We start from the raw sequence: 25286 nt of genomic DNA on the forward strand, positions 1-25286 counted from the left end.
CGGCGACGCGGGCGGGCAACACACACGGACGAGGCCGCCGATGTCGACGCCTGGACCGGTCCGGAGGGGACTGCCCGAGCGTCGGCTGTGCGAGCCGCCGTCCGCGCCCATTCGCTCACACGGCCCGACGTCGTCGGGCCGAGGTCGGCGCGAGGCGCGACTCGTTGATACACGAGTTCGCACCCGCCGGCACGCCTCGCGACCCGCCGTGCCGATACAGCCGGGCACCCGGCCGGCGTGGCCGCCACGGGCACGGATGGCGATCGACCGGGCGCGGGCCGGCCCGGCCGCGAGGCGGCCGCGGCTAGAGCGGCGGCAACGCGGCCTCGATCTCGGCCCGCCGGGCCTCGTACTGCTCGGGCAGCTTGAGATGCGTGCCCAGGGCCTCGGCCGTCTCGTCCACCGTGAACCCCGGCCCGTCGGTGGCGATCTCGAACAGCGACCCGCCCGGCTCGCGAAAATAGACCGAGTGGAAGTACTGGCGATCGATCTGCGGCGTGGCGTTGAGGCCGTGAGTCGTCAGCACGTCGCGCAGCGCCATCTCGTGGTCGTCGTCGGCGGCCCGGAAGGCGATGTGATGGATCGAGCCCACCCCCTGCCGCTCCGGCGCCAGCGCCGGGTCCACACGGACATCGACGAACGCCCCGGGCGCCCGGCCGTCACCGGCCTGAAAGCGCACGCGATCGTCGGCGGTGGCGACCCGCCGGAAACCGAGTCCCTCCTCGAGCACCATCGCGGTACCGTCGAGCGCGTGCGTCCACACGCCGACGCCGTGAAACCCGCGCACGGCGTGTTCGGCCGGTATCGCGGCCGCCGCCCGGCCTTCGATGTCGGCGGCCGACGCCGTGCCGACGAGCTGCAGGGCGATGCCGTGCGGATCGTGGAACGTCAGCATCTGCTCATCGAAACGGGTCGCACGCTCGAACGCCACGTCGTGTTCGGCCAGGCGCTCGGCCCAGAAGGCGAGCGCGTCCGGGGGCACTGCCAGGCCGATCTCCACCGGGGCACCGGCGCCGTGGCGCCCGGCCGGGGCCCCCGCGAAGGGAAAGAACGTCAGCGCCGTCCCGGGCGAGCCGATGGCGTCGCCGTAGTACAGATGATAAGTGCCCGGATCGTCGAAATTGACGGTCTTCTTGATGAAGCGCATGCCGAGCACACGCGTGTAGAAGGCCACGTTCTCGGCCGGATCGCCGCAGATCGCGGTGATATGGTGCAAGCCAGCGCTGGGTTCGGCCATGCCTCGTCTCCGCAGGGGCCGCGCCGGCCCGGCGATGGCGCCCGGCGGCACGGCGTTGATGACCGCGCCTACGCTACCGGCGGGGGCCCGGGCTCGAAAAGCGAGCGCTTTCGGCAATCTCGTTCGAATCGTCTGAACGACACACCGCCGGGCGGCCCCGGCATCACCGACAAAAAAGCAGGCACAGCCCTTGCTTGGCAGGACAGGTGTCCGTCCAGCGCCCGACGCCGGAGCCTTCATGCCAGACGACGACCGCCATTCGACCGGCCGAATACCCCGGCGCCGCCTGATCGCGACCGCAGTCGTCGCGGGCGGCCTGACGCTGCTGGGCCTGCTCGCGCTGCAGTGGCTGCCCGGCCCGGTGCACACGCCGGCGGTGCAGTCCGCGGCCGAGCCGCCGCCGGAGTGATCGGGCGCCGGCGGGCCGCACGGCCACAGGGCCGTAGCGGCGGCCGCTTTGTCTGCGCGCGATCGCGGCGGGCTCAGTCCCCGCCGCCGAGCGCGTCTTCCGAGATCGTCTTCGTCGCCAGCTTATCGAGCATGGCGCCGACCTTGGGTACCGCCTTGCAGTCGCCGATGTCGTGGCGTTCGGCCAGATACTCGATGTCGTTGTAGGCCAGCCGGGTTTCACCGTCGTCGTCCCAGATCAGGGCCTTGGCGGGCAGATCGATACCCATGGTCCGGCCGCACTGCATCAACGGCGTGCCGGCCTTCGGGTTGCCGAAGATCACCAGCGTGGTCGGCGCCAGATCCATGCCGGCCTGGGTCGCGCCCGCGGCGTGATCGACGGTATCGAAGACCGTCAATCCGTTGGCCCGGGCCACGCGCTGGAAGCGCTCGACCGTAGTGGCCACGTCGTGGGGGCTGGACTCGACGATCAGCCCGTCGACGTCGGACGCATCGCCCGCGTGGGCGCCGGCGCCGGCGAACAGCAGCACGAACAGAAACGCAATGCGACAAACCATGGTTCACTCGGTGTGGGAGGCCGTGCGGCCAGCCTACGTGCTCGCATCACGGCTGACGAGTCCGGGCGGCGCGGACGGCCGCCGGCGCGACGACGCCCGCTTACCCCGCCGCTCGGAGGACAAGATCGTGCCTCGGTCCCGGTTCGGCTGTCGGCGCTCTCAGGCCGCTGCCGGGGCCGCGGGCAGCGGCGGCGGGTCGTCGTCGTTTGAACCGGCGTGCACGGTCATCGCCGTGGCGGGCAGCACCGGCCGCGTCCAGTCGGCGGGGGTGAGCGCGAGCATTCCGTGGGCGAGGCGGGCCCGGTCGCACTGTGGGCTGACGGCGCCGAACTCCCACGATGGCGCCACCTCGCGGCAGACGCCGGGGCGATCCGCATGGATGGTGCAGCGGGCGTGACGACCGATGTCGGCCTCCAGAGCCACGCAGCGCGCGGGCCGATGCTTGGTGCCTTTCATCACCAGCCGATGGCCGTCGAGCGGCTCGGTCAGCGCGGCCGGCACGCGGCCGCCGTATTCCGGCGCCGCCTCCAGCCAGTGGAAGGCGACGCGGTACAGGGCGCAGCAGGCGCCGCAGCTCAGGCAGGGATGCATCGCGGGGACCACGCTCCAAGGCAGGTGAAGGCCAGGCCAGATAACCAGGCCAGATAATACGCCGGAACGCACCGCACCGGCGGATATTGGGCGCCAAACGGCAGCGCCGGGCGGATGCTCGAGACCCGATCGGTTGGCCGGCGGCAACCGGCACGGCCGTCTGCGCTCCCGCTTGCCTGAGCCTGGCGTGCCGGAACCGCCGCCGGACGAAGCCGTGGCCCGGCGCGCCGCGATTCGCCTTCGCACCCGGCGACTCGCGGCCAGACGACCTCGGCCGCGCCTCAGCCGCTCACCGGCGGCGGGTCGCGGTGCAGGGCGAGATAGTCCGGGCGCACGCGGCTGGGCACCGCCGGGGCGAGGCGTGCCACGGTCACCCCTTCGGCCTGCCCGCCGGCCTCGGCGCTGAGCTCGCCGTCGACCGACACCGCCATCGAGCCGCCGGTGAAGGTGAAACGCTCGCCCTCGCCCACCTGGTTGACATAGACATGCGGCAGGCCGTTCTCCACCGCGCGAGCGGTCGCGAACAGGTGATGATCGAAGCCGAACGGCGTCATGTTCGCCGAGATCGTGACCAGCGCATCGGCGCCGGCACGCGCCAGCGCCCGGGCGACCTCCGGAAACTCGACGTCGAAACAGATCATCACGCCCAGCCGGTGGCCGTCGACGGACACCAGCCGCAGTGCGTCGCCGGGCACGAAGCCCGTGCTCTCGTCGCCGAACAGCTGGGCCTTGCGATAGACCTCGCCCGGGCGGCCGTCGCGATCGATGAAAAACGCGGCGTTCGCGAAACCGCCGTCCACCGCCTCGGCCGCGCCGAACAGCACGGCGGTGCGATGATGCGCCGCGCGCTCGGCCAGCGCGGCGAACAGCTCGCCGTGCACGTCGCAGACCAGCGCCTCGAGGTCGGTCGTGGTGTAGCCGCCCCAGAACAGCTCCGGAAAGACCACCAGATCGGCCGCCGGATGCGCGGCGATGACGGCCTGCATCCGGGCGACGTTGGCCTGCGGATCGCGCAGCGCGGGCTTGAGCTGGGCCAGCGCTACCGTGAGTTCCTGTTGCGCCATGATCGATGCTCTCCGGTGTGGCACGGGAGACGAGGGCTCGGGCGCGGCGGCCCGAGCGCTTCGTCGGTCGGATCAGTCCGGTTTTTCGCTGTCCAGCGCCAGCTTGGGCGGCGGCTGGCGAAAGCCGCGCGTCAGCACGGCCAGCCAGAGCACGCCCAGCGCCAGCCAGATGCTGCCGATGATGCGCGCATCCGCGCCCAGGCTCAGCAGCAGATAGCCGTCGATCAGCACGCCCGCCAGCGGGACCACGATCCAGCCGAGGATCGCGCCGATGCCCTGGCCCGGCCGGTGCCGCCAGTAATGCACGATCGCACTCAGATTGACCAGCGTGAAGGCACTGAACGCGCCGAAGTTGATGAACGAGGCCGACGTGGTGACATCCACGAACAGGCCCACCAGACCGGTCAGGCCGATCAATACGATGCTCACCACCGGCGTACGGTACGTCGGCGAGACATAGGCCAGCCGGCTCGGCAGCGTGCCGTCGCGGCCCATGGTGAACAGCAGCCGCGAGGCGCCGGCCTGAATCGCCAGGCCACAGGCGAACTGGCCGACGATGAGCCCGGCCAGTACGACCGCATTGAACAGATTACCGCCGACCATGCGCGCCAGCTCCAGCGCGGCGGAATCCACGCTGGCGAACTCGACGCCGGGATGGATCAGCTGCGCGGTCCACGAAACGCCCACGAACAGCACGCCGAAGAACACCACCACGATCAGCATCGCGCGCGGGATCGTGCGTTTGGGGTCGATCGTTTCTTCCGTGAGCAGCGTCAGCCCGTCGAAGCCGATGAACGAGTAGGCCGCCACCGCCGCGGCCGTGGCGAGTGCGGCGATCGTGGTCGTATCGTTGGCGAACGGCGAGAGCAGCGTGCTGCCGGTGTCGTTGCTTGCGAAATAGCCCAGGCTCAGGGCCACGAAGATCGCGATCACCAGCAGCTGGAAGGCCACCAGCAGATAGTTCGCGCGGGCCGTGACCTGAATGCCGATGATGTTGAGCAGCGTCGTCGGCACGATGAAGGCGACGATCCAGGCGCCCATCGGGATGATCGGAAACTGGGCCGACAGATAGGCCGCGCCGATCAGCCAGACCACCAGCGGGATGAAGAAATAGTCCAGCAGGATCAGCCAGCCGGTGAGAAACCCCAGCCGCGGGCCCATCTCCTCGCCGACATAGGTATAGGCCGAACCCGCACTCTGATAGTGCACCGACGCCATGCGGCCATAGCTCCAGGCCGTGCAGACCATCGCCAGCAGCGTGATCAGATAGGCCGTCGGCGCGGTGCCGTTGGACAGCTGGATGATGATGCCGATGGTCGCCAGCGCGATCAGCGGTGTGACCCAGGCCACGCCCAGAATCACCACCGAAGATAGCGTCAGCGTGCGTTTGAGGCCGGGGTTGGCGGCGGATTCAGTGGTCATTGCGGCTCCCGGGGGCGGTGATGTCGAGACGTGACGGCGACAGGGCGAGGCCCGCGGCCCGAGCCACCGGCATGCGATGTGCAGGCCGCCCTGTCGCTGAAGCGCGGTGCGTTGGCATGGTGCGTGTCCTCCCTCGCGGATCACCGGTACACGCCGGACGAATGGTAGTTATACTTTCCATGCAAGATATTGACCAACCGCGACGGCTGTCAACGGGCCTCGCCGGTCGGTCAGCGCATCGACCCGCGCGAGGCGAGGATCGCCGCCCCCGGCCGCGGCGCGTGACGGCTGACACCCGCCGCGAGGTCGTGTGCCGCGGCGGTCTCGGGTGCACGCCGGACCCGACGCCAATCCCGGTCCGCCCCGAACACATCGGCAGCATCCACAGCGCCCGCGGCTGACACCCGCAAGCGCATCGCTACGGCCGGCGGCGGCGGCCGCTGCGCATGCACGGCATGGTCGCAGAGAGAGCAAGTCGCCGGCGTTCGAGCGCGGGATGTGGTTGAAACTCGACGCAACCGGCCGAGCCCGACGGACGAACCGGACCGGCGACCGGTGACGTCAGCGCGGCTGGCCTGCAACGGCGCGTCGACCGTCGTGGCCCGGCTCGGCGGATCCGCATCGACGCGGTTGAGGCGGGGTATCGACCGCGGCGGAACGTGCGCGGGCGATACCGCCGCGTGGCGATGCGGGCCCGGGCGGGGCTCGAAGCAAGGCGCGAGTCGCGCCGTACGGGCTCACCTCTTGGCGAAATCGACCGGCCGGATCGGCGCAGCGCGCGCCGTGCCGCCGGCGATGGCGCCCCACCAGGGCCTGCCGTGTTTAAGGCCGTACATCGTGTGCGGCAAGACGCGAGCCGCCGATCGCGGCGCGCCCCGATCCAGACGGGCAACGCCACAATGCGCCCCGGGTCGATCGTTCATGGGCAGCCCAACCCCACGGACCAGGCGCTGTGGTGCGGGCTCGCGTGAAGCGTCAGCAGGCGCTAGTCGTGATCGGGCGGATGGCGGCGCAGTTCCTCGGTGAAGCCCAGGCGGGTCATGTCGGTCATGCGCTCGGGGTAGAGAATGCCCTGCAGATGGTCGTATTCGTGCTGTACGACGCGGGCGTGAAAATCCGTGGCCTCGCGTTCGATCGGCGCGCCGGTCTCGTCCAGCCCGCGGTAGCGGATGCGCCGGGCGCGCGGCACGTAGCCCTGCAGGCCCGGGATCGACAGGCAGCCTTCCCAATCGCCAACGACTTCGTCGTCGAGCACCTCGATCTCCGGGTTGATCAGCACCGTGAGCGGCACGCCGTCGTCGGCCTCGCCGCTCGCGGTGCGCGCGGGCGGTACGAAGAACATCATCACCGCCCGGGCGACATACACCTGCGGCGCGGCCAGGCCTACGCCCTCGGCGTCGGCGAGCGTGTCCTTCATGTCGGCGATCAGGCGCTGGATCTCCGGCTCGGCGGGGTCGACGACCGGCTCGGCGACCTGGCGCAGCACCGGGTGGCCCATGCGGGCGATCTTGCGTATCGCCATGACGATGCGACTCCTTGCAGGCGAAAACCCGCAGGATAACCGGCCGCGCCCGGCCCCGGCAGACGCTCGCGGTCAGCGCGGGCCACGCAGCGGGTCGAGCAGCGGCTTGAGCCCGTTGTGGTCGATGTGGTGCATGAGCGCGAGCAGGCGCCCGAGCTCGCCGTCGGGAAAGCCTTCGCGGGCGAACCAGTGCAGATACGGCCCCGGCAGATCGGCCAGCAGCCGGCCCGCGTACTTGCCGAACGGCATCGTGCGCGTGACCAGCTTGTCCAGATCCTGCGGGTTCACGGCGCGCGACCGCCAAGCGCGGCCCGGGTGCCTGTCACGGCGGCGGCAGGCGTGGCCGGCAGAGGCGGCGTGGCGACGTGCGGCGTGCCGCCGACCTGTGGACCGGTGCCGGCTCGACGACGGCGCATCGATCCCTGCGCCGCCGCGGGGCCGAGTGCCGCCGCCACGACGATCCGCGGCGAGCGGCCCGGATCCGTTGCGAGCCGATCCACCGGACGCTCTGTCGGCGAGCGAACGGGATTCGCCTCAGGGCCGCCCGGCGTGCGGCACATCGACCCGTATCGCCGCCAGGGTGGCCTCGCGGGCGGCGCTGCGGGCGTGCTCGTCGAAGTCCGGCGCCAGACAGGCGAACAGGGTCCGGCCGTCCGCGCCGCCGAGCATGCAAGCAAACACGCCGGTGCCGGTCGGGATCTCCTCGAGGATCTCGCCGCCCTCGCGGACCCGGATCAGCCGCTCGCCCAGGGCGTCGGCGATCCACAGCGCGCCCTCGGCGTCCAGGCCGCAGCCGTCCGGGGCGAGCGCGAGTTCGCCGAGCGCCGTGGCCAGGTCACGCGCGGCGGGCGGATCGCCGAAGGCGGCCCAGTCGCGCCGGTTCGACAGCGAGCCATCGGCCGCGACGTCGAATGCGGACACGCGGTTCCCGAACGTCTCGTTGACCAGCAGGGCGCCGTCGTCGGTCAGCACGCTGCCGTTGGGGAACCACAGGTCGTCAGCGACCCGGGTCACACCGCCGTCCGGATCCACGCGCAGCAGGGCGGCGGGCGCGATCGGGGCGCCGGCCATCAGGTCGAAGCCGAAATTGCCGACATAAGCGCGGCCCTGGGCATCGACCACCATGTCGTTCGGGTGCCCGCCGACGTACGGGCCCAGATCGGCGTGCGTGACCAGCCGGCCGTCGGCCTCGCGGCGCAGCAGGCGGGCGTCGCGCATGGAGACCACCAACAACCGACCGTCCGGCAACCAGCCGAGCCCGGAGGGCTGCTGCGGCACGTCGGCCTCGATGCGCAGGTCGCCGCCATCCTCGGCCGAGGAGAACACCCGATGGGTGTAGAAATCCACGAACCAGATCCGTCCCCCGTGCCAGCGGGGGCATTCGAGGAAGGACAGGTCGGACACCAGGGTGCTGATCTCTCGGCGCATGGGTCGGGCTCCAGCGGGTCGCGAGCCGCGCGACCGGGGTCATGTACTGAAAATAACGTTCCCGACGTCCGGTGGATGTGTCAAGACGACCCGGCGACCGGATGGCCGCGCGGGCGCCAGCCCATGTCGCCGCGTGCCGCATCCGCGCCTGGCTGCATGAAGCCGTACCGCGCGCCGCCTGCCCGCACGGCCCCGCCGTCGGCGCCACGCGCCGCCCGGACCGGATACCGCCGGCAGAGATGAACGACCGGGGCACCCCGGCACCCGCGAACCCGCTCCCCCCAGGCTAGTACAGCTGTTCGAGATACCCCCACAGTTCCTCGGCACGCTCGTAGACCAGGGCGTTCCGAGCACCGGTCAGGGCGAGGGCGTAGGAGCTGCCGTAGACCTCCCGCGTGAACGTCTGGTCCAGAAAGGCGTACTCGGCGTCGCGGTAGTGCAGCCATTGGCGCTGCGAGGCGCGCAATGCCGCCTGCTGCGGCTCCGACAGCCGGGCCATCACCCGACGATAGGCCTCGTTCAATTCATCGTCGAGCGCCTCGGCCATGCTCCCCGAGGCCCGGTCCATCGACAACGTCGTCCGCCCGTCCAGAATCCGCTGCTGATACGCGGCCATGCGTTCGTGAAACGCGCCGACGTGGTTCGGGACATCCGGATTCACGATCCCGGCGGTCGCGAAACCCACGAACCCCAGCAGCAACAGCGCCACCCATCCCTTCATGACAGCCCCTCGTTTCGCGGCATGAGGCCGTGCGTCCAGCAAGGTCCGCGCCAGACCGCGCAAGTCCCGGATCGGCAGCGGAATAATGGCCGGGCCGGTACGCGCCCACGGCCGCGCTGTAAGGTCCGCCGACGCGGAACGCGGCCTCTCATCGGCGCCCGTGCCCGCCGATCGGCGCACATCGGCCGTCCGCGGCCGAGCGCCCAGGGCCCGCCCGAAACCGATAGCATCCATGCCGAGCACTGCCCGAGACCCGCCGGCGACCGAGCCGACGGGTGGCCGGGCCCGCCGGACGGATACCCGATGCGCCATGCCATGCCCGCCGCGAGCGTCGACGCGCCGCACACCGCCACGCTCGACGTGCAGAAAAGCCGCTTCATCGGCTGGTGCGCGGCCGTCGACGGCATCGACGACGCCCAGCGGCTGGTCGCGCTCGCGCGCCGGCACCACCCGGAGGCCTCACACCACTGTTCGGCCTACATCGCCGGCGCGCCGGACGACGACCAGGCCATCGGCTTTGCCGACGACGGCGAGCCCGGCGGCACCGCCGGCCGGCCGATGTATCAGGTGCTGGCGGGCAGCGGCCTCGGCCGCGTCGTCTGCGTGGTCATCCGTTATTTCGGCGGCACCAAGCTCGGCACCGGCGGCCTGGCACGCGCCTACGGCCAGACCGTGACCGCGCTGCTCGCGGACCTGCCGACACGCGAATACATCCCGCGCCGCCGCCTCTCGCTCGGCCTGAACTTCGCCGACGAACAGCCCGCCCGCGGCTGGCTGGCCGAACACGAAGGCGAGATCGTGGAGGCGCGCTACCACGCCGAAGGCGTCACGCTGGCGGTGGACTGGCCGCAGGACGCCGACGCGGACCTGGCCGAGCTCGATGCGCGGCTCCACGGGCGGTTGGGCCTGGATCCCGACGAGGCGTAGCCGGCGCGCTCGTTACATTGGTGCGTGTAGCGCTGCCGAGCGCGATAGCCAGCTGATTCCGACAAGGCAACCAGGGTTTCGCGCTGATGCGCGAGTTACTTATATTTGCTTGCCCACATGCGTGCCTTGTTATTCAAAAGGCACCCTGGCTTGCGCCGATGCTACGCATCGGTGCCCTGCGCGGCTGCGGCCGCAAGCGGGACAGCCGGAAACTCGCTACGCTCAAACATCCGGCTGTCTTGATCCGCTTGCGGCCTTCGCTGCTCGGCGCCGCGCCCAAGGGATTGAATGCAGGTCCTCTTAGAAAAGTGCGGTTTGGCTGTTGCCTGGTCGTCTGTATTCGGGCCCCGTTTGTAGCGGCGAGAAGCGCAGCATCGAAGGGCCGCTTCATGCGGCAGCCTGTCTGAGGGCCGCGCAGCGGCCCGAGTTCTGCCGCATCCCTTCGATGCGAGCATCGCAGTGGACCGGCGCTTCGCGCCGGCGCGCAACCCGGGTGTCTTTTCCTTTGCTTCCTTTCGTTTGGACAAGCAAACGAAAGGGAGTCGCGTATCAGCGCGAAACCCCAAGCCACGTCAAAGCACGACGCTCAATGCGACCCGCGCTCATCGAGCGATCGGACGAGCCGCGGCACTCGCGGCCCAACCCGGCGCTACCCGCGCCCGGTCACCTCCAGCAAGTGATACCCGAACTGTGTCTTCACCGGCCCCTGCACCTCGTTCAGCGGCGCGCTGAACACCACCTCGTCGAACGCCGGCACCATCTGACCGGGCCCGAACGTGCCGAGATCGCCGCCCTGGCGGCCGGACGGGCAAGTCGAATGCGCACGCGCGATCTCCGCGAAATCGTCCCCGTTCTCGATCCGTTCCTTGAGTTCGATGCACTGGGCCTCGTCTTCGACGAGGATGTGGCGGGCGCTGGCTTCGGCCATAGTCGGTCCTGCTTTAATGAAATCTGGGCGCCATACTACGGCAATTCGCGCATGAAAGATCATGACTTATCGCTGCGAATGCAAAATGAAAGACTGGACCCTACATGTCCGCTACATGCTCGCGCCTCATTCCGGGCTTAAATACCGATGGCCAGGCTTGAAATTCAAGACGGTATCTGACCCTCAAGTCCGAATACTGCATTTGTCTTCCGCGAAAATGTTCTAATAAAACTTCCACCACAACAAAAGCGTTCCCCCTATCGGCGGCAACCATGCAGCTATTCTGATTGACCACAAAACCAGCTTCAAATATTTCTGTTGATCGCTGATCCTCTGTCTGGCCTTTGAAAGCCTTTCCTCCACTTGGGATCCTGAAGAACGGGGGCCCTCAAGCTCCAACCTGTCAAAAACTGACTCAAAAGCGTCCTCGAAAGTCTTAAGCTGAAAAAGCTGACTTCTGGCCATCCCACCAACTAACACTGCGGCCAATAACGCACCGACTACAATAATATAAGCGGCCCAAATATCCGGCGTTTTATAAATACCTATTAGCGCGCCGAAAACTAGCGGAATAGTCAGCGCTTTCGTCGTGCTTTCAGATAGCGCATCACTAAGTTCTCTCGAAAACTTCACCTGCGCGTCCGCTAGTTCACTCCTTAGTTTCTCGAACGAAAAATTGTTTATATAGCAATCCAAATCTAAATCATATTTTTTTAATACATCTCCCCAGCTTTTAACCAGTTCGCCAAATAACCCATCTTGAATATTGGATCTACCAGCCAAGAATTCCGAGATGGCTAAGCGTAATATTTTCTGACGCTCCGGAACATGCAGCGAACCAGCCGAGTGCTGCGTCAAGTTCTCGATAATGTCGAGCTCAACGGAGCCCGCAGAGATATAGCTCGGGTCAATCTGTGTTACTAATTCGATTGTTTTTGGGCCTGAAGATGCATTCGCCGGTACCGTAAAAAACAAAGATTTAGCAAAAATATTATTTGACACCGATGAAGCTACAGCTAACCTCTCCAATAACGTAATAAAGCGAGAATAATTTAACGCTACCGCTAAATTTTCTGGCTTAGGTTCTTCACCCTCAAGATGATCTTCCTGAATCAGGTAATAGTTTTTCGGAGCTTCACCACGCGATAACGATTGCGATTTCTTTATCAGATCAGCGGTACCACTGTAGAAACGAGCTTCTTCATTGCTTCCAATAGCCACTTCCAGGGCAACTTCCTCTCCCCGTTCCTCAGGTCCATCCACGAAGTAAGCTATGTGCCCCGGGAGATACTCGCATGCCTCCAGTGCTTTCGCTATTTCGTGCGTTTTATCACCGGAATAATGGAAACTACCACTTTTAACAGGCGGCTGCCCTACAGCCCGGTATAGTTCAACTAGAGCTCGAAAGTCTGCACTAGCCATCTGTCGGTCCGCGGCGGTTGCTTGTGCTGTTTCGGGAATCGAGGCTCTTCTTTATAGCCCGCACAGTTTCATGCGGAACATTCGTGAGGCTTACGGTTTCAGTTTCTCGGTTAAATACGATCTCGGCGTCACTATAGCCCAAGGCCGAATCGTCAAAGCTAAGCTGCCACCGGTCAGTCTTAGCTTTGATTCTAGTCATCGAATCAAGCGCCTTTTTACTTACCCTAAATTCCGCCGGCACCTTGTTCGCATCACTGTTTAGATACTCCCCAAGCTCATCGGCTTCGGGCATCTCATCCGCCGAAAGCGAGCTACGAACACTATGTACGACCATATCGATAGTGACCGTTTCATTATCAGGAAGCTCGCGAAAGTACTCGATCAAAGTCCTACGAATGTAGCTTGCTTTTCTCTTTAGCTGCGGCCGAGATAAAGCGTATTGACGAACCGCTTTGATAGCTGCTTTGGTACCGCGATTTGCTGATATACCTTTTTCGCAACCAAATGCCTCTATAAAATAACCGGCGACCTCTGAGTCTGCTGATTTGCGGTCAATGAAACATAAATAGGTTCGATCAATGGCGCCGTCGGTCGCTGACTCTTCCAGTCGATCTTCTTCGCCCTCTTCATTACCTCCAGTAAGCGCTTCTCGATATCGATCTAAGTTGACCCGCGCAGCTTGATGTAATTTCGAAAAATCAATTTCGGTAATTTGAGTCGGCTTTAGATCAGAGTTGACAGTTATCGCACCTTTTTCTTTAACCATTACAATGAGCAGGAAAGACTCACCACTGGCTCTATACACAAAAAAGCAGACATAGCCCCCGGTAGCTAGCGACTCCTTAGCAATCTGCTCACGAAGTTCGTCTAAGGCAACGCTTGTTAGACGCTTAAACTCCTCGAACGAATGTTCCTGAGTTAACTTTTGAACGGCGCCGGGAAAGCGTCCCTCTCTGCGGTTTTCGGAGAACTGCCCCCAAAGCACGGTGCTTTGACGTTGTCCTATCAAACCAACCAACTGACTAGCCAAATCTTTAACGGTACTATCTGTAGTGTCTAACGGTTCTTTCCCGTATCGCACAGATACGGCTGAACTGTGAGCGGCTTTATCAAGCTCATGAATTATTGAGAAGTTCAGTTCTTCCATTTTGCCCTCGGGAGTGATTTCGCCCTAAATGGGTCATTGGGTCAGGGCGCCATTAGGTCGACTCTTGCATTGTGCATTTTCGGCGTCGTAGTCCGCCTGCAATCCCAACCAGAACTGAAGGTTGAGAGAGGTTAAGCGTCAGATATCCTCTGAGGGATTTAGGAGGGATTTAGGGTCAGATCTTGGCATGGATTTAGGGTCAGATCTTGCAAAGTGCATTACGCGGCCTCTAGATACTGCTTGACGGCACGTCCGACCTCGTCCGCATGCCGGTAGATATCGGTGATCTTCTCCAACTCGACCCGCTGTTCGCCGTCCGGCACGAAAATAGTAACGATGCTTTTCTGAACGCCAAAGTGCAGTCGGCAGATCGGCCGTCGATTATTATCGTCGAACAGTATGGCGCAGTAGCTTTTCGCATCGCGCATGGCAATGCGATCCGGATCGGTGATCTGCGCGGCAATGGCCTGAATGATTCGGTAGGCCTGCCATTCCTCCGGTGTGGTGACGATGCCGTCTTTCTTCGATTCGCTAGGCTCGGCGTTTACGGAAACACTTTCCTTGGCATCGGCAGCCGCGCTATCCGATCCATCTGTCTCGAAGGCGGTCTTGAGCCTATCGTTCACGCGGTCGCGGATATATTCCCGACAGGCTTCCTGGGTGAGGCCCGTGAATTCTTCTTTGACGCTCGACGTGAGCCGGCCTGAATAGACGCGGCTGGCAAACAACTTTACGAAATCTTCGCCGGGGTTCTTCAACTCCGCTGCGATCTCAGCCTTCAGCGCACGGCGATATTTGAGATTGCTCGCAGTGCTGAGAATATTGTCGAGATCAAAATGCGCCTTGGCGAATTGCTCCAGTTCATCGACCCGCGTCTCATTGAAGTCCAGTAGATCGAATTCGAAGAACGACCGCTCGTCCATCCGATTGGCCCGTTCGAGATCGCTGTAAAAAAGGTAACGTGCACCATCCGTCAGGATCGCGAAGCGAGCGTCGGTAACACCAAAGTAGCGAAAAAGCTGGCCAGCATATTTGGCATCGAGGTCGGCGCCGAGAGGTTTACACTCGACCAAGACCATGATTTGACCGTCGAGCTTAATCGCGTAATCGACCTTTTCACCCTTTTTTACACCGTGATCGGCTGTAAATTCGGGCACGACCTCGCCGGGATTGAATACGTCATATCCTAGAGCCTGAAGAAACGGCAGTACGAACGCGGTTTTTGCAGCTTCTTCCGTGCCAACGCTATCGCGCTGACGCATTACCCTGCTCGATAAGTTACTCAAGCGGTCGACAAGCTCCATCACAAATCCCCCAATATCCCCGTCGTTCGACCATACAGGGGATATTCATCACCGGAAAAGAGATGGACAGCGCGTAGGCCTCGTCAATAAGTGGCATACGCGCATGTCAGGGCCCGCTCACAGCCGCGCCAGCAACTCCTGCTTCTTGGACGCGAACTCGCCGTCGGTCAGCAGCCCTCTGCGGTGAAGTTCGCCCAGCCGCTCGATCGCATCCAGAATCCCGGCACTGTCGCTGGGCGCGGACGCGGCCTGCGACGGAGGTTCGGCAGCGGCGGGCGCTTCCGCCGGTGCCCCATCTGAAACGCCGTCGACGCGAGTCAGCCGCTCCAGCGGCACTTCGCCGAGCTGGCTGGTGAACACGAGCCGGCTCGCCGCGCCCTGCTGCGACTGCGCCACGCCGCTGATGCGGTGCTCGCCGGTGTCGTAGACCGCGAGCTGTCCGTTTTCGCGGATGGCGAGCCGCCGCGCGGCGTCGAAGTAGGCGTAGGCGAGGTCGTTCTGCGTACCGGTGGCCGACGGCTGGCCCAGTTCGGCCGGCCAGCCGTGGTCTCGCACGCGCGGGCCGGTATCCCAGGCGCGGGCGTCGGGGTCGATGCGGCGGTGGCGGTTGGCCGAGGCCACGTTGTCCCGGCGCAGCTGTTCGGACAGGGCGTTGCAGAGGGCGTCGACGCGGCTCTTGAGGCCGTGGTTGTTGGCGTCGGTGAGCATGATGAGCCCGCCGCGCATCCACTGGCCGGGGCCGGCGAACTCGGGGTGGTCGAACATGGCCATGTCGCCGCCGCCCTGTTCGACGGCGTGGCGCAGATGGCGGACGGCATCGGCGGAGAAGCCGAAACGGTCGGCGAGGGTGGCGGTCGAGGTGTCGGAATCGGTCTGCGGGTCGGTCATATCGGTGTGACCTGAGTGATGGACGAGCGGATGCCGCTCAGTGTGCGCGCGGAATCGGCCGGCCGGAAGCCCCCGCGCGCCGGTTGCTGCGCCTGCGGGCCGAGGGCACGACAAGGCCGGGGCGCGGCCGGCTTTGATTCGACAGGCCGGGGGGAAGGGTCGTGCGCTCCTTCTTATTCGGCCTATCCAGGGCCGTGAATGCAGGGATTCAGGACCTGCATCTTGCACCCTCCGTACGAAGCCGAGGACAGCGCATCGTTTCCTACGGTCGAATCTGCCATCGCCAAGCGCGCTCTTCTCGTCACACGCGCGGCTTCCAATAACCGGGACGCTGGTGCAAATGGGGTACAGCGACCACCGTGATCGTGTTGCCATCGTGCCGATAGATAACGCCGTACGGGAAGCGATTGACCAGACAACGGCGCGTGCGGTCACTCATCGGCGAATGCGCCTCTGGAAATTGCTGGATACGATTCAGGGCTTCAGCCACCGCTTGGCGAAACCGTCGGCCCAGGCCCGTAATTGCTGGTCGTAATAATCGACGGCATCACCGAACTCGGCGGCGGCCGCCTCGTAGAAGTAGACGTTCAACGCTGATCGTCTTGGCCCAACACCTGCGATGCGGGAATCGAGCGCATCTCGCCACGATCGGCCATATCGATCCGTGACTCGGCTTCCTGCGCCCAAAGCTTGTCAATTTCGGGATCGGGCCGATCGAGACTCGAGAGCAGTTCCTCGACTAACGCGGCACGCTGTGCTGGCGGCAGGCTCAGGGCGTCGTTCAGTATCTTGTCGACCGTAGCGCTCATGTTCCATGCCTACTCGTTCTTCAATGATTGAAGACTAGAGCGTGCACGGCCTCAAGTAAACGCATGTCGGCTGCTCAGTCGCCGGCTCGCGAGGCCAATAAAAAGGCCGGTGAACTTGCCGGCCTTCTACACCTCGAAAAAGTAGCGGCGCTACTTTTTCTGCTTCGGCATATACAGGTCCGTGAGCGTGCCGGCCTGGGCCTCGGCGGCCATGCCGACCGTTTCCGACAGGGTCGGATGCGGGTGGACGGTCAGGCCGATGTCGTGGGCGTCCGCGCCCATCTCGATGGCCAGGCCCAGCTCGGCGATGAGCTCGCCCGCGCCGGGGCCGACCGCGCCCGCGCCGATGGCCCGCCCGGTCTCCTTGTCGAACAGGATCTTGGTGGTGCCTTCGGAATAACCCATGCCGAGCGCGCGGCCGCTGGCCGCCCAGGGGAAGGCGCCCTTGTCGTATTCGGTGCCGTCTTCCTTGGCCTGGGTCTCGGTGACGCCGGTCCAGGCGACTTCCGGATCGGTATAGACCACGGAGGGGATGCACTTGGCATCAAACGCAGATTTCTCGCCGGCGCAGCATTCGGCGGCGACCTTGCCCTGGTGCGTGGCCCGGTGGGCGAGCTGCGGTTCGCCGGAGACGTCGCCGATGGCAAAGATATGGTCGACGTTGGTGCGGCACTGCTTGTCGACGGCGATGAAGCCCTTGTCGCCGACCTGTACGCCGGCGTTGTCGGCGCCGATCTTCGGCCCGTTGGGCTTGCGGCCGACGGCGACCAGCACGCGGTCGTAGTCCTTGCTCGCGGGCGCGTCCTTGCCCTCGAAGCTGGCCTTGAGCGCCTTCTTGTTGGCCTTTAGGCCCGTGACCTTGGTGTTCGTCCAGAGGTTGTCGCAGCGCGCCTTCATCCGTTTTTCCAGCGGCTTGACCAGGTCGCGGTCGGCGCCGGGCAGCAGGTTGGGCGTCATCTCGACGACGTCGACCTTGGTGCCGTGGGAGGCGTAGACGTTGGCCAGCTCCATGCCGATGATGCCGCCGCCGACCACCAGCAGGGATTTGGGCAGCTCGTCCGGCGAGAGGGCGGCCTCGGAGTCCCAGATGCGCTCGTCCTCGGGCCAGTCGGGGAGCATGACCGGCTCGGAGCCGACGGCGATGATGCAGTTGGCGAAGCTGATCTCGCGGGTGTCGTCGCCGCCTTCGACGGTGAGCGTGTGGTCGTCCTTGAAGGTGCCGTTGCCGTTGACGACCTGGACCTCGCGCTTGGCGGCCATGGATTTGAGCCCGCCGGTGAGCTTGTCGATGACCGACTGCTTGAACTCGAGCAGCTTGGGCAGCTCGATCTTCGGCTCGCCGAAGCTCACGCCGTGCTCGGCCATGGCGGCGGCGTCGTCGATGACCTTGGCCGAGTGCAGCAGCGCCTTGGAGGGAATGCAGCCGACGTTGAGGCAGACGCCGCCGAGCACGCTGTGGCGCTCGACCAGCGCCACGTTAAGGCCCAGATCGGCGGCGCGGAAGGCCGCGGAATAGCCGCCCGGGCCGGAACCGAGCACCAGCACGTCGCAATCGTAGTCATGCGCGCCCGGGCGCGGCTGGCCGCTGCCGCCGGACTTCGGCTTGTCGCTTTCCTTCGATTCCTTCTGCGGTTTTTTCGACGACGATTGCGATTTTTCCTCGCTTTTCTTCTTGCCCGTATCCTTTTTCCGGCCCGAGCTTTCGGCCTTGTCGTCCGCAGCATCCTCGGCTTCGTCGTCGCCGCTGTCGGCGGCTTCGATGAGCGCGATGACCGAGCCTTCCGAGACCGTGTCGCCTTCGGTGACCTTGAGCTCGGTGATCCGGCCGGCGACGGTGGAGGGCACTTCCAGCGTGGCCTTGTCCGACTCCAGCGTGATCAGGGCCTGTTCCTTGTCGACCTCGTCGCCCTCGGCGACCAGCACTTCGATGACCTCGACCGCGTCGAAGTCGCCAATGTCCGGAACCTTGATTTCCTGCGCCATGGTTTAGTTACCTTGACCGGCCGGCGGGCCGGATTATGCGTTCAAGAAGCGAGCGATCGAAGCGAAAGGCTCCAGATCGCCCGGCGCGAGTCATGGAGCTGCAAGACAAGGCGCCGTGAGCGCGGTGTAGCAACGCTACACAAGCGAGCGGCAACGCCGTATTGCAGTGCCATGGCCGCGGCCTCTTAAAGAAGCAACGTACGAAGATCCGAGAGTTTCTCGCTGAGAAATCCGGTGATCCGCGCGGCCTTGGCCCCGTCGATCACGCGGTGATCGTAGGACAGCGACAGCGGCAGGATCAGCCGGGGCTCGAACTCGCTGCCGTTCCACACCGGCTGCCAACTGTGCTTGGACACGCCGAGGATGCCCACCTCCGGGCTGTTCACGATCGGCGTGAAGGCCGTCCCGCCGACGCCGCCCAGGCTGGACACGGAAAAGCTCGCGCCCTTCATCTCGTCGCCCTTGAGCTTGCCGTCACGGGCCCGGCCGCTGATGTCGTCCAGATCGCGGGCGATATCGTAGATGCCCTTGGCGTCGACGTCCTTGATGACCGGCATGAGCAGGCCGTTGGGCGTGTCCACGGCCACCGCGATGTTCACGTAGTGCTTGTGCACCAGGTGCTCGCAGTCCGCGGTGAGCGAGCTGTTGAGATCCGGGAAGGCCTTGAGCGCGGCCGCCGAGGCCTTGAGCAGGAACGCCAGCGGCGTGAGCTTGACGCCCTCCGCCTTGGCCTTGTCCTTGTTGGCCTGGCGGAATTGCTCCATCTCGGTGATGTCGGCGGTGTCGAACTGGGTGACGTGCGGAATCAGCAGCCAGTTGCGGTGCACGGCCTTGGCCGAGAGCTTGCGGATGCGGGCCAGCTCCGTGGTCTCGACCTCGCCGAACTGGCTGTAGTCGATATCCGGCTGCGCGGGCACGCCGCCGCCACCGGCCGGGGCCGCCGCGCCGGCGGAGGCGCCGCCGCCCTGGACCTGCTTGAGCGTGTCCTTGACGTACTGCTGCACGTCCTCGGCGAGGATGCGGCCCTTGCGGCCGCTGCCCTCGATGCGCCCGAGATCGGCCCCCAGCTCGCGGGCGTACTTGCGCACGCTGGGCGAGGCATGGGCCTTGTTGAAGCGGTCCTCGTCGACATCGGCGAGCTTGCTGGAGCCGTCGTCCTCGCTCGGCGCCGGGGCGGACTTCTTGTTGGACCCGTCGCCCGCGGCGGCGCCGCTGTCGGCTTTTTTCGCGCGATCCGTCTCCGAGGTGCCGGATTGCTTCGGCTTGGCCTCGTCGTCGCTCGACCGGCCGCCGGCGGACTGCTTGCCGCCGGCCTTGTCGCCGCCGCCCGCGGTTTCGACCTGCGCGATCACGTCGCCTTCGGAGACGGTATCGCCCTCGGAGACCGTCATCGCGACGATCCGGCCGGCCGCGGTGGACGGCACCTCCAGCGTGGCCTTGTCGGATTCCAGCGTGATCAGCGCCTGTTCCTGCTCGACCTCGTCGCCTTCGGCGGCCAGCACTTCGATGACCTCGACCGAATCGAAGTCGCCGATGTCCGGCACCTTGACCTCGACGGTCTCACCGCCGCCGGCGTCTTCGTCGCTTTCTTCATCGCCGTCATCGTCGGCCGGCGCGGCGTCGTCGCCGGCCTCGTCCGCGGATTCGTCCGATTCGTCGGCCGCCTCGGCTTCTTCGGCGTCGGCGTCGGCGTCGGCGTCGGCGTCGCTGTCGTCGCCGTCGTCGTCCGCACCGCCGTCTTCATCGGCGACCTCGACCAGGGCGATGACATCGCCCTCGGAGACCGAGTCGCCTTCGGAGACCTTCATTTCGGTGATCTGACCGGCCACGGTCGAAGGCACTTCGAGCGTGGCCTTGTCGGACTCGAGCGTGATCAGCGCCTGTTCCTGCTCGACGCTGTCGCCCGCCGAGACCAGGACTTCGATGACCTCGACCGCGTCGAAGTCGCCGATGTCCGGGACCTTGATTTCCTGCGCCGCCATAGAGCGTTTCCTTGATCCGGTGACACGGCCCGCTGCCGGGCCGTGGTTTCAAAGCGTGGTGCGTTGAAGCGTCGCGATCGTTACGCGATCAGTGGGTCCTCAATGGGTGATCGGCTCCGGCTTGTCCGGGTCGATGCCGTACTTGCGGATGGCCTCGCCCACCTTCTTGCGCTCGATGTCGCCCTGATCGGCGAGCGCCTTGAGCGCGGCCACGGTGATCCAGCGGCGATCGACCTCGAAGAAGTCGCGCAGCGCCTCGCGGGTGTCGGAGCGGCCGTAGCCGTCGGTGCCGAGCGTGTGATACGGGATCGGCATGAATGGCCGGATCATCTCCGGCAGGCCGCGGACGTAGTCGGTGGCCGCGATCGCCGGGCCCTTGGCGTCGGCGAACTGCCGGGCCACGAAGCTCTGGCGGGGATCGGCCTCCGGATGGAGCATGTTCCAGCGTTCGGTGGTCAGCCCGTCGCGCTTGAGCTGGGTGAAGCTGGGCACACTCCAGACGGTGGCGCCGACGTTGTATTCCTTTTCCAGCATCTCGGCGGCGGCGATGGACTCGCGCAGGATGGTGCCGGAACCCATCAGGTTCACCTGCTTCTTGTAGCGCTTGTTGCCTTCCGAGAACCTGTACATGCCGGCGATGATGTCGTCCTCGACGCCTTCCGGCATGGCCGGATGCGTGTAGTTCTCGTTCATCATCGTGAGGTAGTAGTAGACGTCGCGCTGCTCCTCGTACATCTCGACCAGGCCGCGGTGGATGATCACCGCCATCTCGTAGGAGAACGTCGGGTCGTAGACGCGGCAGTTGGGCACGCAGTCGAACATGATCGGGTTGTGCCCGTCCTGGTGCTGCAGGCCCTCGCCGTTGATGGTCGTGCGCCCGGCGGTGCCGCCGAGCATGAAACCGCGGGAACGCATGTCGCCCGCCGCCCAGCACAGATCGCCCACGCGCTGATAGCCGAACATGGCGTAGAAGGCGTAGAACGGGATCATCGTCCGGCCGTGGTTCGAATACGACGTCGCCGCGGCGATGAACGACGAGATCGCGCCGGCCTCGGTAATGCCCTCCTCGAGAATCTGGCCGTCCTTGGCCTCCTTGTAGAAGGCGAGCTGGTCGGAGTCCTCGGGCACGAACAGCTGGCCGACGGGCGAATAGATGCCCAGGCTGCGGAACATGCCCTCCATGCCGAAGGTGCGCGCCTCGTCGGGGACGATCGGGACCACGCGCTTGCCGATGTTCTTGTCGCGGGCGAGGATCTGCAGCAGGCGCACGAACACCATGGTGGTGGCCATCTCGCGATCGCCCGAGCCCTGGAGCAGCTTGTCGAAGGCCGACAGCGGCGGGATCTCGAGCTTGTCGCCCTCGGTGCGCCGCTGCGGCAGATAGCCGCCGAGCTCCTCGCGCCGGGCCTTGAGGTACTGGATCTCCTCGGAGTCCTCGGCCGGCTTGTAGAACGGCGCCTCGGCGATCTTGTCGTCGGAGACCGGGATCTCGAAACGGTCGCGGAATTCCTTGAGCGCGTCCTCGCCCATCTTCTTCTGCTGATGGGTGATGTTCTGGCCTTCGCCGGCCTCGCCCATGCCGTAGCCCTTGACCGTCTTGGCCAGGATCACGGTCGGACGCCCGTTCTTGTTGTTCACCGCGCGGTGATAGGCGGCATAGACCTTGTGCGGATCGTGGCCGCCGCGGTTCAGGCGGCGGATGTCCTCGTCGGACATCGACGCGACCATCTCCTCGAGCTCGGGATACTTGCCGAAGAATTCCCGGCGCGTGTAATCGCCGCCGTTGGCCTTGTAGGCCTGGTATTCGCCGTCGACCGTCTCGTTCATCAGTTCCACGAGCTTGCCGTCGTGGTCCTGGGCGAGCAGGCCGTCCCAGAGCGCGCCCCAGATCACCTTGATGACGTTCCAGCCGGCGCCGCGGAAGGCGCCTTCGAGCTCGTTGATGACCTTGGCGTCGCCGCGCACCGGGCCGTCCAGGCGCTGCAGGTTGCAGTTGACCACGAAGATCAGGTTGTCGAGGCCCTCGCGCGAGGCGATATCGATCGCGCCCATGGATTCGGGCTCGTCCATTTCGCCGTCGCCGCAGAAGCACCAGACGTGGCGGCCCTCGTTGTCCTGGACGCCGCGATGCTCCATGTAGCGCATGAAGCGCGCCTGATAGATCGCGTTGATCGGGCCGATGCCCATGGACACGGTGGCGAACTGCCAGTAGTCCGGCATCAGCCAGGCGTGCGGATAGCTCGACAGCCCCTTGCCGGTGGATTCGGCGCGGAAGTTGTAGAGCTGGTCCTCGTCGAGCCGGCCTTCCAGATACGAACGCGCGTAGATGCCCGGCGCGGAATGGCCCTGGATATAGACCAGGTCACCGCCGTGCTTCTCGCTCGGCGCGTGCCAGAAGTGGTTGAAACCCACCTCGTAGAGCGTGGCCGCCGAGGCGAAGCTGGCGATGTGCCCGCCCACGCCTTCGTGATGGCGATTGGCCTGGATCACCATGGCCATGGCGTTCCAGCGGATGATCGAGCGGATGCGCCACTCGATGGCCGGATCGCCCGGCGAGCGCTCCTCCATGTGCGGCGGAATGGTGTTCACATACGCCGTGTAGGGCGAGAACGGGATGTGAGCACCCGAGCGGCGGGACCGCTCGATGAGCATTTCCAGAAGAAAATGGGCCCGTTCCGGGCCCTCGCGTTCGATGACAGCATCCAGCGCATCACGCCATTCGGCGGATTCCTGCGCATCGACATCCTCGACGTCGTCGATGTGCTCGGGGTGGGCACGGGCCTGGGCCATACGGCGCTCCTTGAAACCGGATCAGAACTGCGTTTATGCGGATACTACGCCCGCGTTTCGAGCGTCGACAACTGGCCGCGCGGGTCAGCGAATGGCATGCTTGATGCCCGCTTGCAAATGTTGCAGTGCACGATCGCATGACCGCGGACCATCCCGTATCCGAGAATCCACCGCTGCGCCGGCCCTCCCGCCTCCATACGGCGGCGCAGGGGGTGCGTCGCGTGGGGGTGGAACTTGAATTCAGCGGCCTGACGATCGAGCGCATCAGCGAGACCGTGAGATCCACGCTGGGCGGCGAAATCCGGCCCGCCAGCGCGTACGAACACGCGGTCGTCGACACGCCTTGGGGCGATTTCGCGATCGAGCTCGACTACGCCTATCTCAAGGAACGCGGCCGCCGCGAGAACGACGACGGCCTCTGGGGCGACGTCGAGCGGGTCTCCGAGGATCTGCTCGGCGCGCTGGCCAAGCGGGTGGTGCCGTTCGAGATCGTCTGCCCGCCGATCGCCATCGATCGCCTGCACGAACTCCACCCCATGATCGCGGCCCTGCGCGAGGCGGGCGCACGCGGCACCGGCGCCTCGGCGGTCTACGCCTTCGGCCTGCATCTGAACCCGGAGCTCCCGGATCTGGAAACCACGACGCTGCTGGGCTACATCCGGGCCTTCACGGTGGCCTACGACTGGCTGGTGCGCGCCAGCGCCATCGACATCAGCCGGCGCGTGTTCCCCTACATCCAGCCGTATCCGCGCGAGTACGCGCGCCTGATCTGCGACCCGGACTACCGCCCCGATCGCGACCGGCTCATCGACGACTACCTGGCCCACAACGCCAGCCGCAACCGCGCGCTGGACATGCTGCCGGTCTTCGCCCATCTGGATGCCGAGCGCGTGCGCAAAGCGGTCGACGACCATCTGGTCTCTGCGCGGCCCGCGCTCCATCATCGCCTGCCCAACTGCGAGATCGAGCGGCCCGGCTGGGATCTGGCGCCCGACTGGAACCGCTGGCTGGTGGTCGAGGAGCTGGCCGCCGACGCGCCGCGCCTGGACCGTCTCTGCCGGGCCTACCGGGACGTCCTGGAGCAACCGATGGGCGACTGGTTCGGCGGCTGGGCGGACACCTTCGAGCGCGACGCGTGAGCCGCGCGGTGCCACGACCGCGCATCGCCGTGACCGGCAAGGCCAGCCGCTGGGCGCCGGGCTGGTGGTGCGCCCGGGCGGCGATCGCGCTGGCCGGCGGCCGGGCGCTGCGGGCCACCCCGCGCCGCGGCCTGCCCGCGGCCCTCGACGGCCTGGTGATCGGCGGCGGCGACGACATCGCCACCGATCTGTATCTGAGCGATGCCGCACCCGACGCCCGGGCCGATCGCGAGCGAGACGCCTTCGAGCTCGCCGCGATCCGCACGGCCCGGGCGTCCGGCACGCCGGTGCTCGGCATCTGCCGCGGCGCCCAGCTGCTCAACGTGGCCGCGGGCGGCACGCTGTACGCCGACCTGGGCCGGCGCCGGCGGCGCACGAGCGACCGCGCCAACCCGCTGCCCTGCAAGCGGATCGTGCTGAAACGCGGCTCGAGGCTGGCCGCCATCGCCGGCCGGCGCCGGATGGCGGTCAACGGCCTGCACCATCAGGCGGTGCGCGGCCTGGGCGCCGGATTCACGGTCAGCGCCCGCGACGCCGACGGGCTGGTCCAGGCGATCGAGACCGTGGACCGGACGTTCACGATCGGCGTCCAGTGGCATCCGGAATATCTGTGCTACCAACGCCCGCAGCGGCGGCTGTTCGCGGCTCTCGTGGCGGCCGCGCGGCGCCGGCCGGGCCCGTCGACCGCTCAGGGATGAGCTGAGGCACGACAGGGCCGTCCGACAACGCCGGACGGCCCGTGACGCCGCGGTCGGGCGCGTCTAGAGGTACTTGCGCTCGAACTCCTTGAGCATCTCCTCGGCCTTCTCCCGGGTCTCGCCGTACTTTTCCTGGATCTTGCCGAGCATGTTCTGGCGCCGGCCGGCAGTCTCCTCGACCTCGTCGTCGGTCAGACGCCCGAAATGCTCGCGCGCCTTGCCCTTGAGCCGATCCCAGCGGCCTTCCCACTTGTCGCTCGATTCCGTCATGACGTCGCTCCGTGGTGAATGACGCTTCGACTATACCGCAGTGCAGCAA

24 protein-coding genes are annotated in these 25286 nt (G+C 65.8%); 4 read left to right on the forward strand and 20 right to left on the reverse strand.

Features of this window, described 5'->3' with window-relative positions:
- Nucleotides 1–304 precede the first annotated feature (304 nt).
- Nucleotides 305–1237 carry a ring-cleaving dioxygenase gene (locus SAOR_RS16200; protein WP_123632338.1) on the reverse strand — a complete coding sequence of 311 codons (933 nt, stop codon included), beginning with the start codon at nt 1235–1237 and terminating at the stop codon, nt 305–307.
- A gap of 238 nt (nt 1238–1475) precedes the next feature.
- On the opposite strand from SAOR_RS16200, the gene SAOR_RS16870 reads away from it, so the two are divergent.
- The gene (locus tag SAOR_RS16870) at nt 1476–1646 is read left to right on the forward strand and encodes a hypothetical protein (RefSeq protein WP_185015741.1); all 171 of its coding nucleotides are present in this window, start codon (nt 1476–1478) and stop codon (nt 1644–1646) included.
- Nucleotides 1647–1719: 73 nt separating this feature from the next.
- On the opposite strand, the gene SAOR_RS16205 is transcribed toward SAOR_RS16870, so the two are convergent.
- The 8 genes from SAOR_RS16205 to SAOR_RS16875 all read right to left on the reverse strand — a co-directional run bounded on the left by SAOR_RS16205 (nt 1720) and on the right by SAOR_RS16875 (nt 8950).
- Nucleotides 1720–2202: a DUF302 domain-containing protein gene (locus SAOR_RS16205; protein WP_123632339.1), complete on the reverse strand. Its 483-nt coding sequence runs from the start codon at nt 2200–2202 to the stop codon at nt 1720–1722.
- Between the two features lie 159 nt (nt 2203–2361).
- A complete protein-coding gene (locus tag SAOR_RS16210; RefSeq protein WP_123632416.1) occupies nt 2362–2793 on the reverse strand; it encodes a YkgJ family cysteine cluster protein in 432 nt (143 codons plus the stop codon).
- Between the two features lie 281 nt (nt 2794–3074).
- Nucleotides 3075–3857 (reverse strand): nitrilase-related carbon-nitrogen hydrolase, encoded by a 783-nt coding sequence (locus tag SAOR_RS16215; RefSeq protein WP_123632340.1) that lies wholly within the window; start codon nt 3855–3857, stop codon nt 3075–3077.
- Nucleotides 3858–3929: 72 nt separating this feature from the next.
- Nucleotides 3930–5279, reverse strand: a complete 1350-nt coding sequence (locus tag SAOR_RS16220; RefSeq protein WP_123632341.1) for an APC family permease — start codon at nt 5277–5279, stop codon at nt 3930–3932.
- A 985-nt stretch (nt 5280–6264) separates the two neighbouring features.
- A complete protein-coding gene (def, locus tag SAOR_RS16225) occupies nt 6265–6801 on the reverse strand; it encodes a peptide deformylase (protein WP_123632342.1) in 537 nt (178 codons plus the stop codon).
- A 72-nt stretch (nt 6802–6873) separates the two neighbouring features.
- On the reverse strand, nt 6874–7089 hold the full coding sequence (locus SAOR_RS16230) for a DUF3820 family protein (RefSeq protein WP_123592023.1): 216 nt from the start codon (nt 7087–7089) through the stop codon (nt 6874–6876).
- Between the two features lie 246 nt (nt 7090–7335).
- Nucleotides 7336–8229 carry an SMP-30/gluconolactonase/LRE family protein gene (locus SAOR_RS16235; RefSeq protein WP_123632343.1) on the reverse strand — a complete coding sequence of 298 codons (894 nt, stop codon included), beginning with the start codon at nt 8227–8229 and terminating at the stop codon, nt 7336–7338.
- A gap of 286 nt (nt 8230–8515) precedes the next feature.
- Nucleotides 8516–8950, reverse strand: coding sequence for a lysozyme inhibitor LprI family protein (locus SAOR_RS16875; RefSeq protein WP_185015742.1), 435 nt, complete (start codon nt 8948–8950; stop codon nt 8516–8518).
- A gap of 303 nt (nt 8951–9253) precedes the next feature.
- Between SAOR_RS16875 and SAOR_RS16245 the strand changes: the two genes are divergently transcribed.
- Nucleotides 9254–9877, forward strand: a complete 624-nt coding sequence (locus SAOR_RS16245; RefSeq protein ID WP_123632345.1) for an IMPACT family protein — start codon at nt 9254–9256, stop codon at nt 9875–9877.
- 649 nt (nt 9878–10526) lie between these two features.
- On the opposite strand, the gene SAOR_RS16250 is transcribed toward SAOR_RS16245, so the two are convergent.
- The 10 genes from SAOR_RS16250 to aceE form a co-directional block, all read right to left on the reverse strand.
- Nucleotides 10527–10805, reverse strand: a complete 279-nt coding sequence (locus tag SAOR_RS16250) for a peptidylprolyl isomerase (protein WP_123592018.1) — start codon at nt 10803–10805, stop codon at nt 10527–10529.
- A gap of 222 nt (nt 10806–11027) precedes the next feature.
- Nucleotides 11028–12227 carry a hypothetical protein gene (locus tag SAOR_RS16255; protein ID WP_123632346.1) on the reverse strand — a complete coding sequence of 400 codons (1200 nt, stop codon included), beginning with the start codon at nt 12225–12227 and terminating at the stop codon, nt 11028–11030.
- Nucleotides 12220–13374, reverse strand: coding sequence for a nucleoid-associated protein (locus SAOR_RS16260; protein ID WP_123632347.1), 1155 nt, complete (start codon nt 13372–13374; stop codon nt 12220–12222). The genes SAOR_RS16255 and SAOR_RS16260 overlap by 8 nt, the downstream gene beginning before the upstream one ends.
- 218 nt (nt 13375–13592) lie before the next feature.
- The gene (locus SAOR_RS16265) at nt 13593–14678 is read right to left on the reverse strand and encodes a type I restriction endonuclease (protein WP_123632348.1); all 1086 of its coding nucleotides are present in this window, start codon (nt 14676–14678) and stop codon (nt 13593–13595) included.
- A 117-nt stretch (nt 14679–14795) separates the two neighbouring features.
- Complete coding sequence (locus SAOR_RS16270) at nt 14796–15566, reverse strand: SHOCT domain-containing protein (RefSeq protein ID WP_123632349.1); 771 nt, start codon at nt 15564–15566, stop codon at nt 14796–14798.
- 301 nt (nt 15567–15867) lie between these two features.
- Entirely contained in the window at nt 15868–16056 is a 189-nt protein-coding gene (locus SAOR_RS17415) for a hypothetical protein (protein WP_185015743.1), read from the reverse strand.
- A gap of 97 nt (nt 16057–16153) precedes the next feature.
- Entirely contained in the window at nt 16154–16375 is a 222-nt protein-coding gene (locus SAOR_RS16280) for an addiction module protein (protein ID WP_123592015.1), read from the reverse strand.
- Nucleotides 16376–16525: 150 nt separating this feature from the next.
- Nucleotides 16526–18358, reverse strand: coding sequence for a dihydrolipoyl dehydrogenase (gene lpdA / locus SAOR_RS16285; RefSeq protein ID WP_123632350.1), 1833 nt, complete (start codon nt 18356–18358; stop codon nt 16526–16528).
- Between the two features lie 185 nt (nt 18359–18543).
- Nucleotides 18544–20340, reverse strand: coding sequence for a dihydrolipoyllysine-residue acetyltransferase (gene aceF, locus SAOR_RS16290; RefSeq protein ID WP_123632351.1), 1797 nt, complete (start codon nt 20338–20340; stop codon nt 18544–18546).
- 99 nt (nt 20341–20439) lie between these two features.
- Nucleotides 20440–23130 (reverse strand): pyruvate dehydrogenase (acetyl-transferring), homodimeric type, encoded by a 2691-nt coding sequence (gene aceE, locus SAOR_RS16295; RefSeq protein ID WP_123632352.1) that lies wholly within the window; start codon nt 23128–23130, stop codon nt 20440–20442.
- A gap of 221 nt (nt 23131–23351) precedes the next feature.
- Here aceE and SAOR_RS16300 point away from each other — a divergent pair, with 221 nt between their 5' ends.
- Together SAOR_RS16300 and SAOR_RS16305 are read left to right on the forward strand one after the other, a co-directional pair.
- Nucleotides 23352–24269: an amidoligase family protein gene (locus SAOR_RS16300; protein ID WP_185015744.1), complete on the forward strand. Its 918-nt coding sequence runs from the start codon at nt 23352–23354 to the stop codon at nt 24267–24269.
- The gene (locus SAOR_RS16305) at nt 24266–24967 is read left to right on the forward strand and encodes a gamma-glutamyl-gamma-aminobutyrate hydrolase family protein (RefSeq protein ID WP_245965514.1); all 702 of its coding nucleotides are present in this window, start codon (nt 24266–24268) and stop codon (nt 24965–24967) included. The genes SAOR_RS16300 and SAOR_RS16305 overlap by 4 nt, the downstream gene beginning before the upstream one ends.
- 63 nt (nt 24968–25030) lie before the next feature.
- On the opposite strand, the gene SAOR_RS16310 is transcribed toward SAOR_RS16305, so the two are convergent.
- The gene (locus SAOR_RS16310; protein WP_123592010.1) at nt 25031–25237 is read right to left on the reverse strand and encodes a CsbD family protein; all 207 of its coding nucleotides are present in this window, start codon (nt 25235–25237) and stop codon (nt 25031–25033) included.
- Nucleotides 25238–25286 lie beyond the last annotated feature (49 nt).

It is taken from the genome of Salinisphaera orenii subsp. orenii MK-B5, from assembly GCF_003788635.1.
Taxonomy (GTDB): Bacteria; Pseudomonadota; Gammaproteobacteria; order Nevskiales; family Salinisphaeraceae; genus Salinisphaera; species Salinisphaera orenii.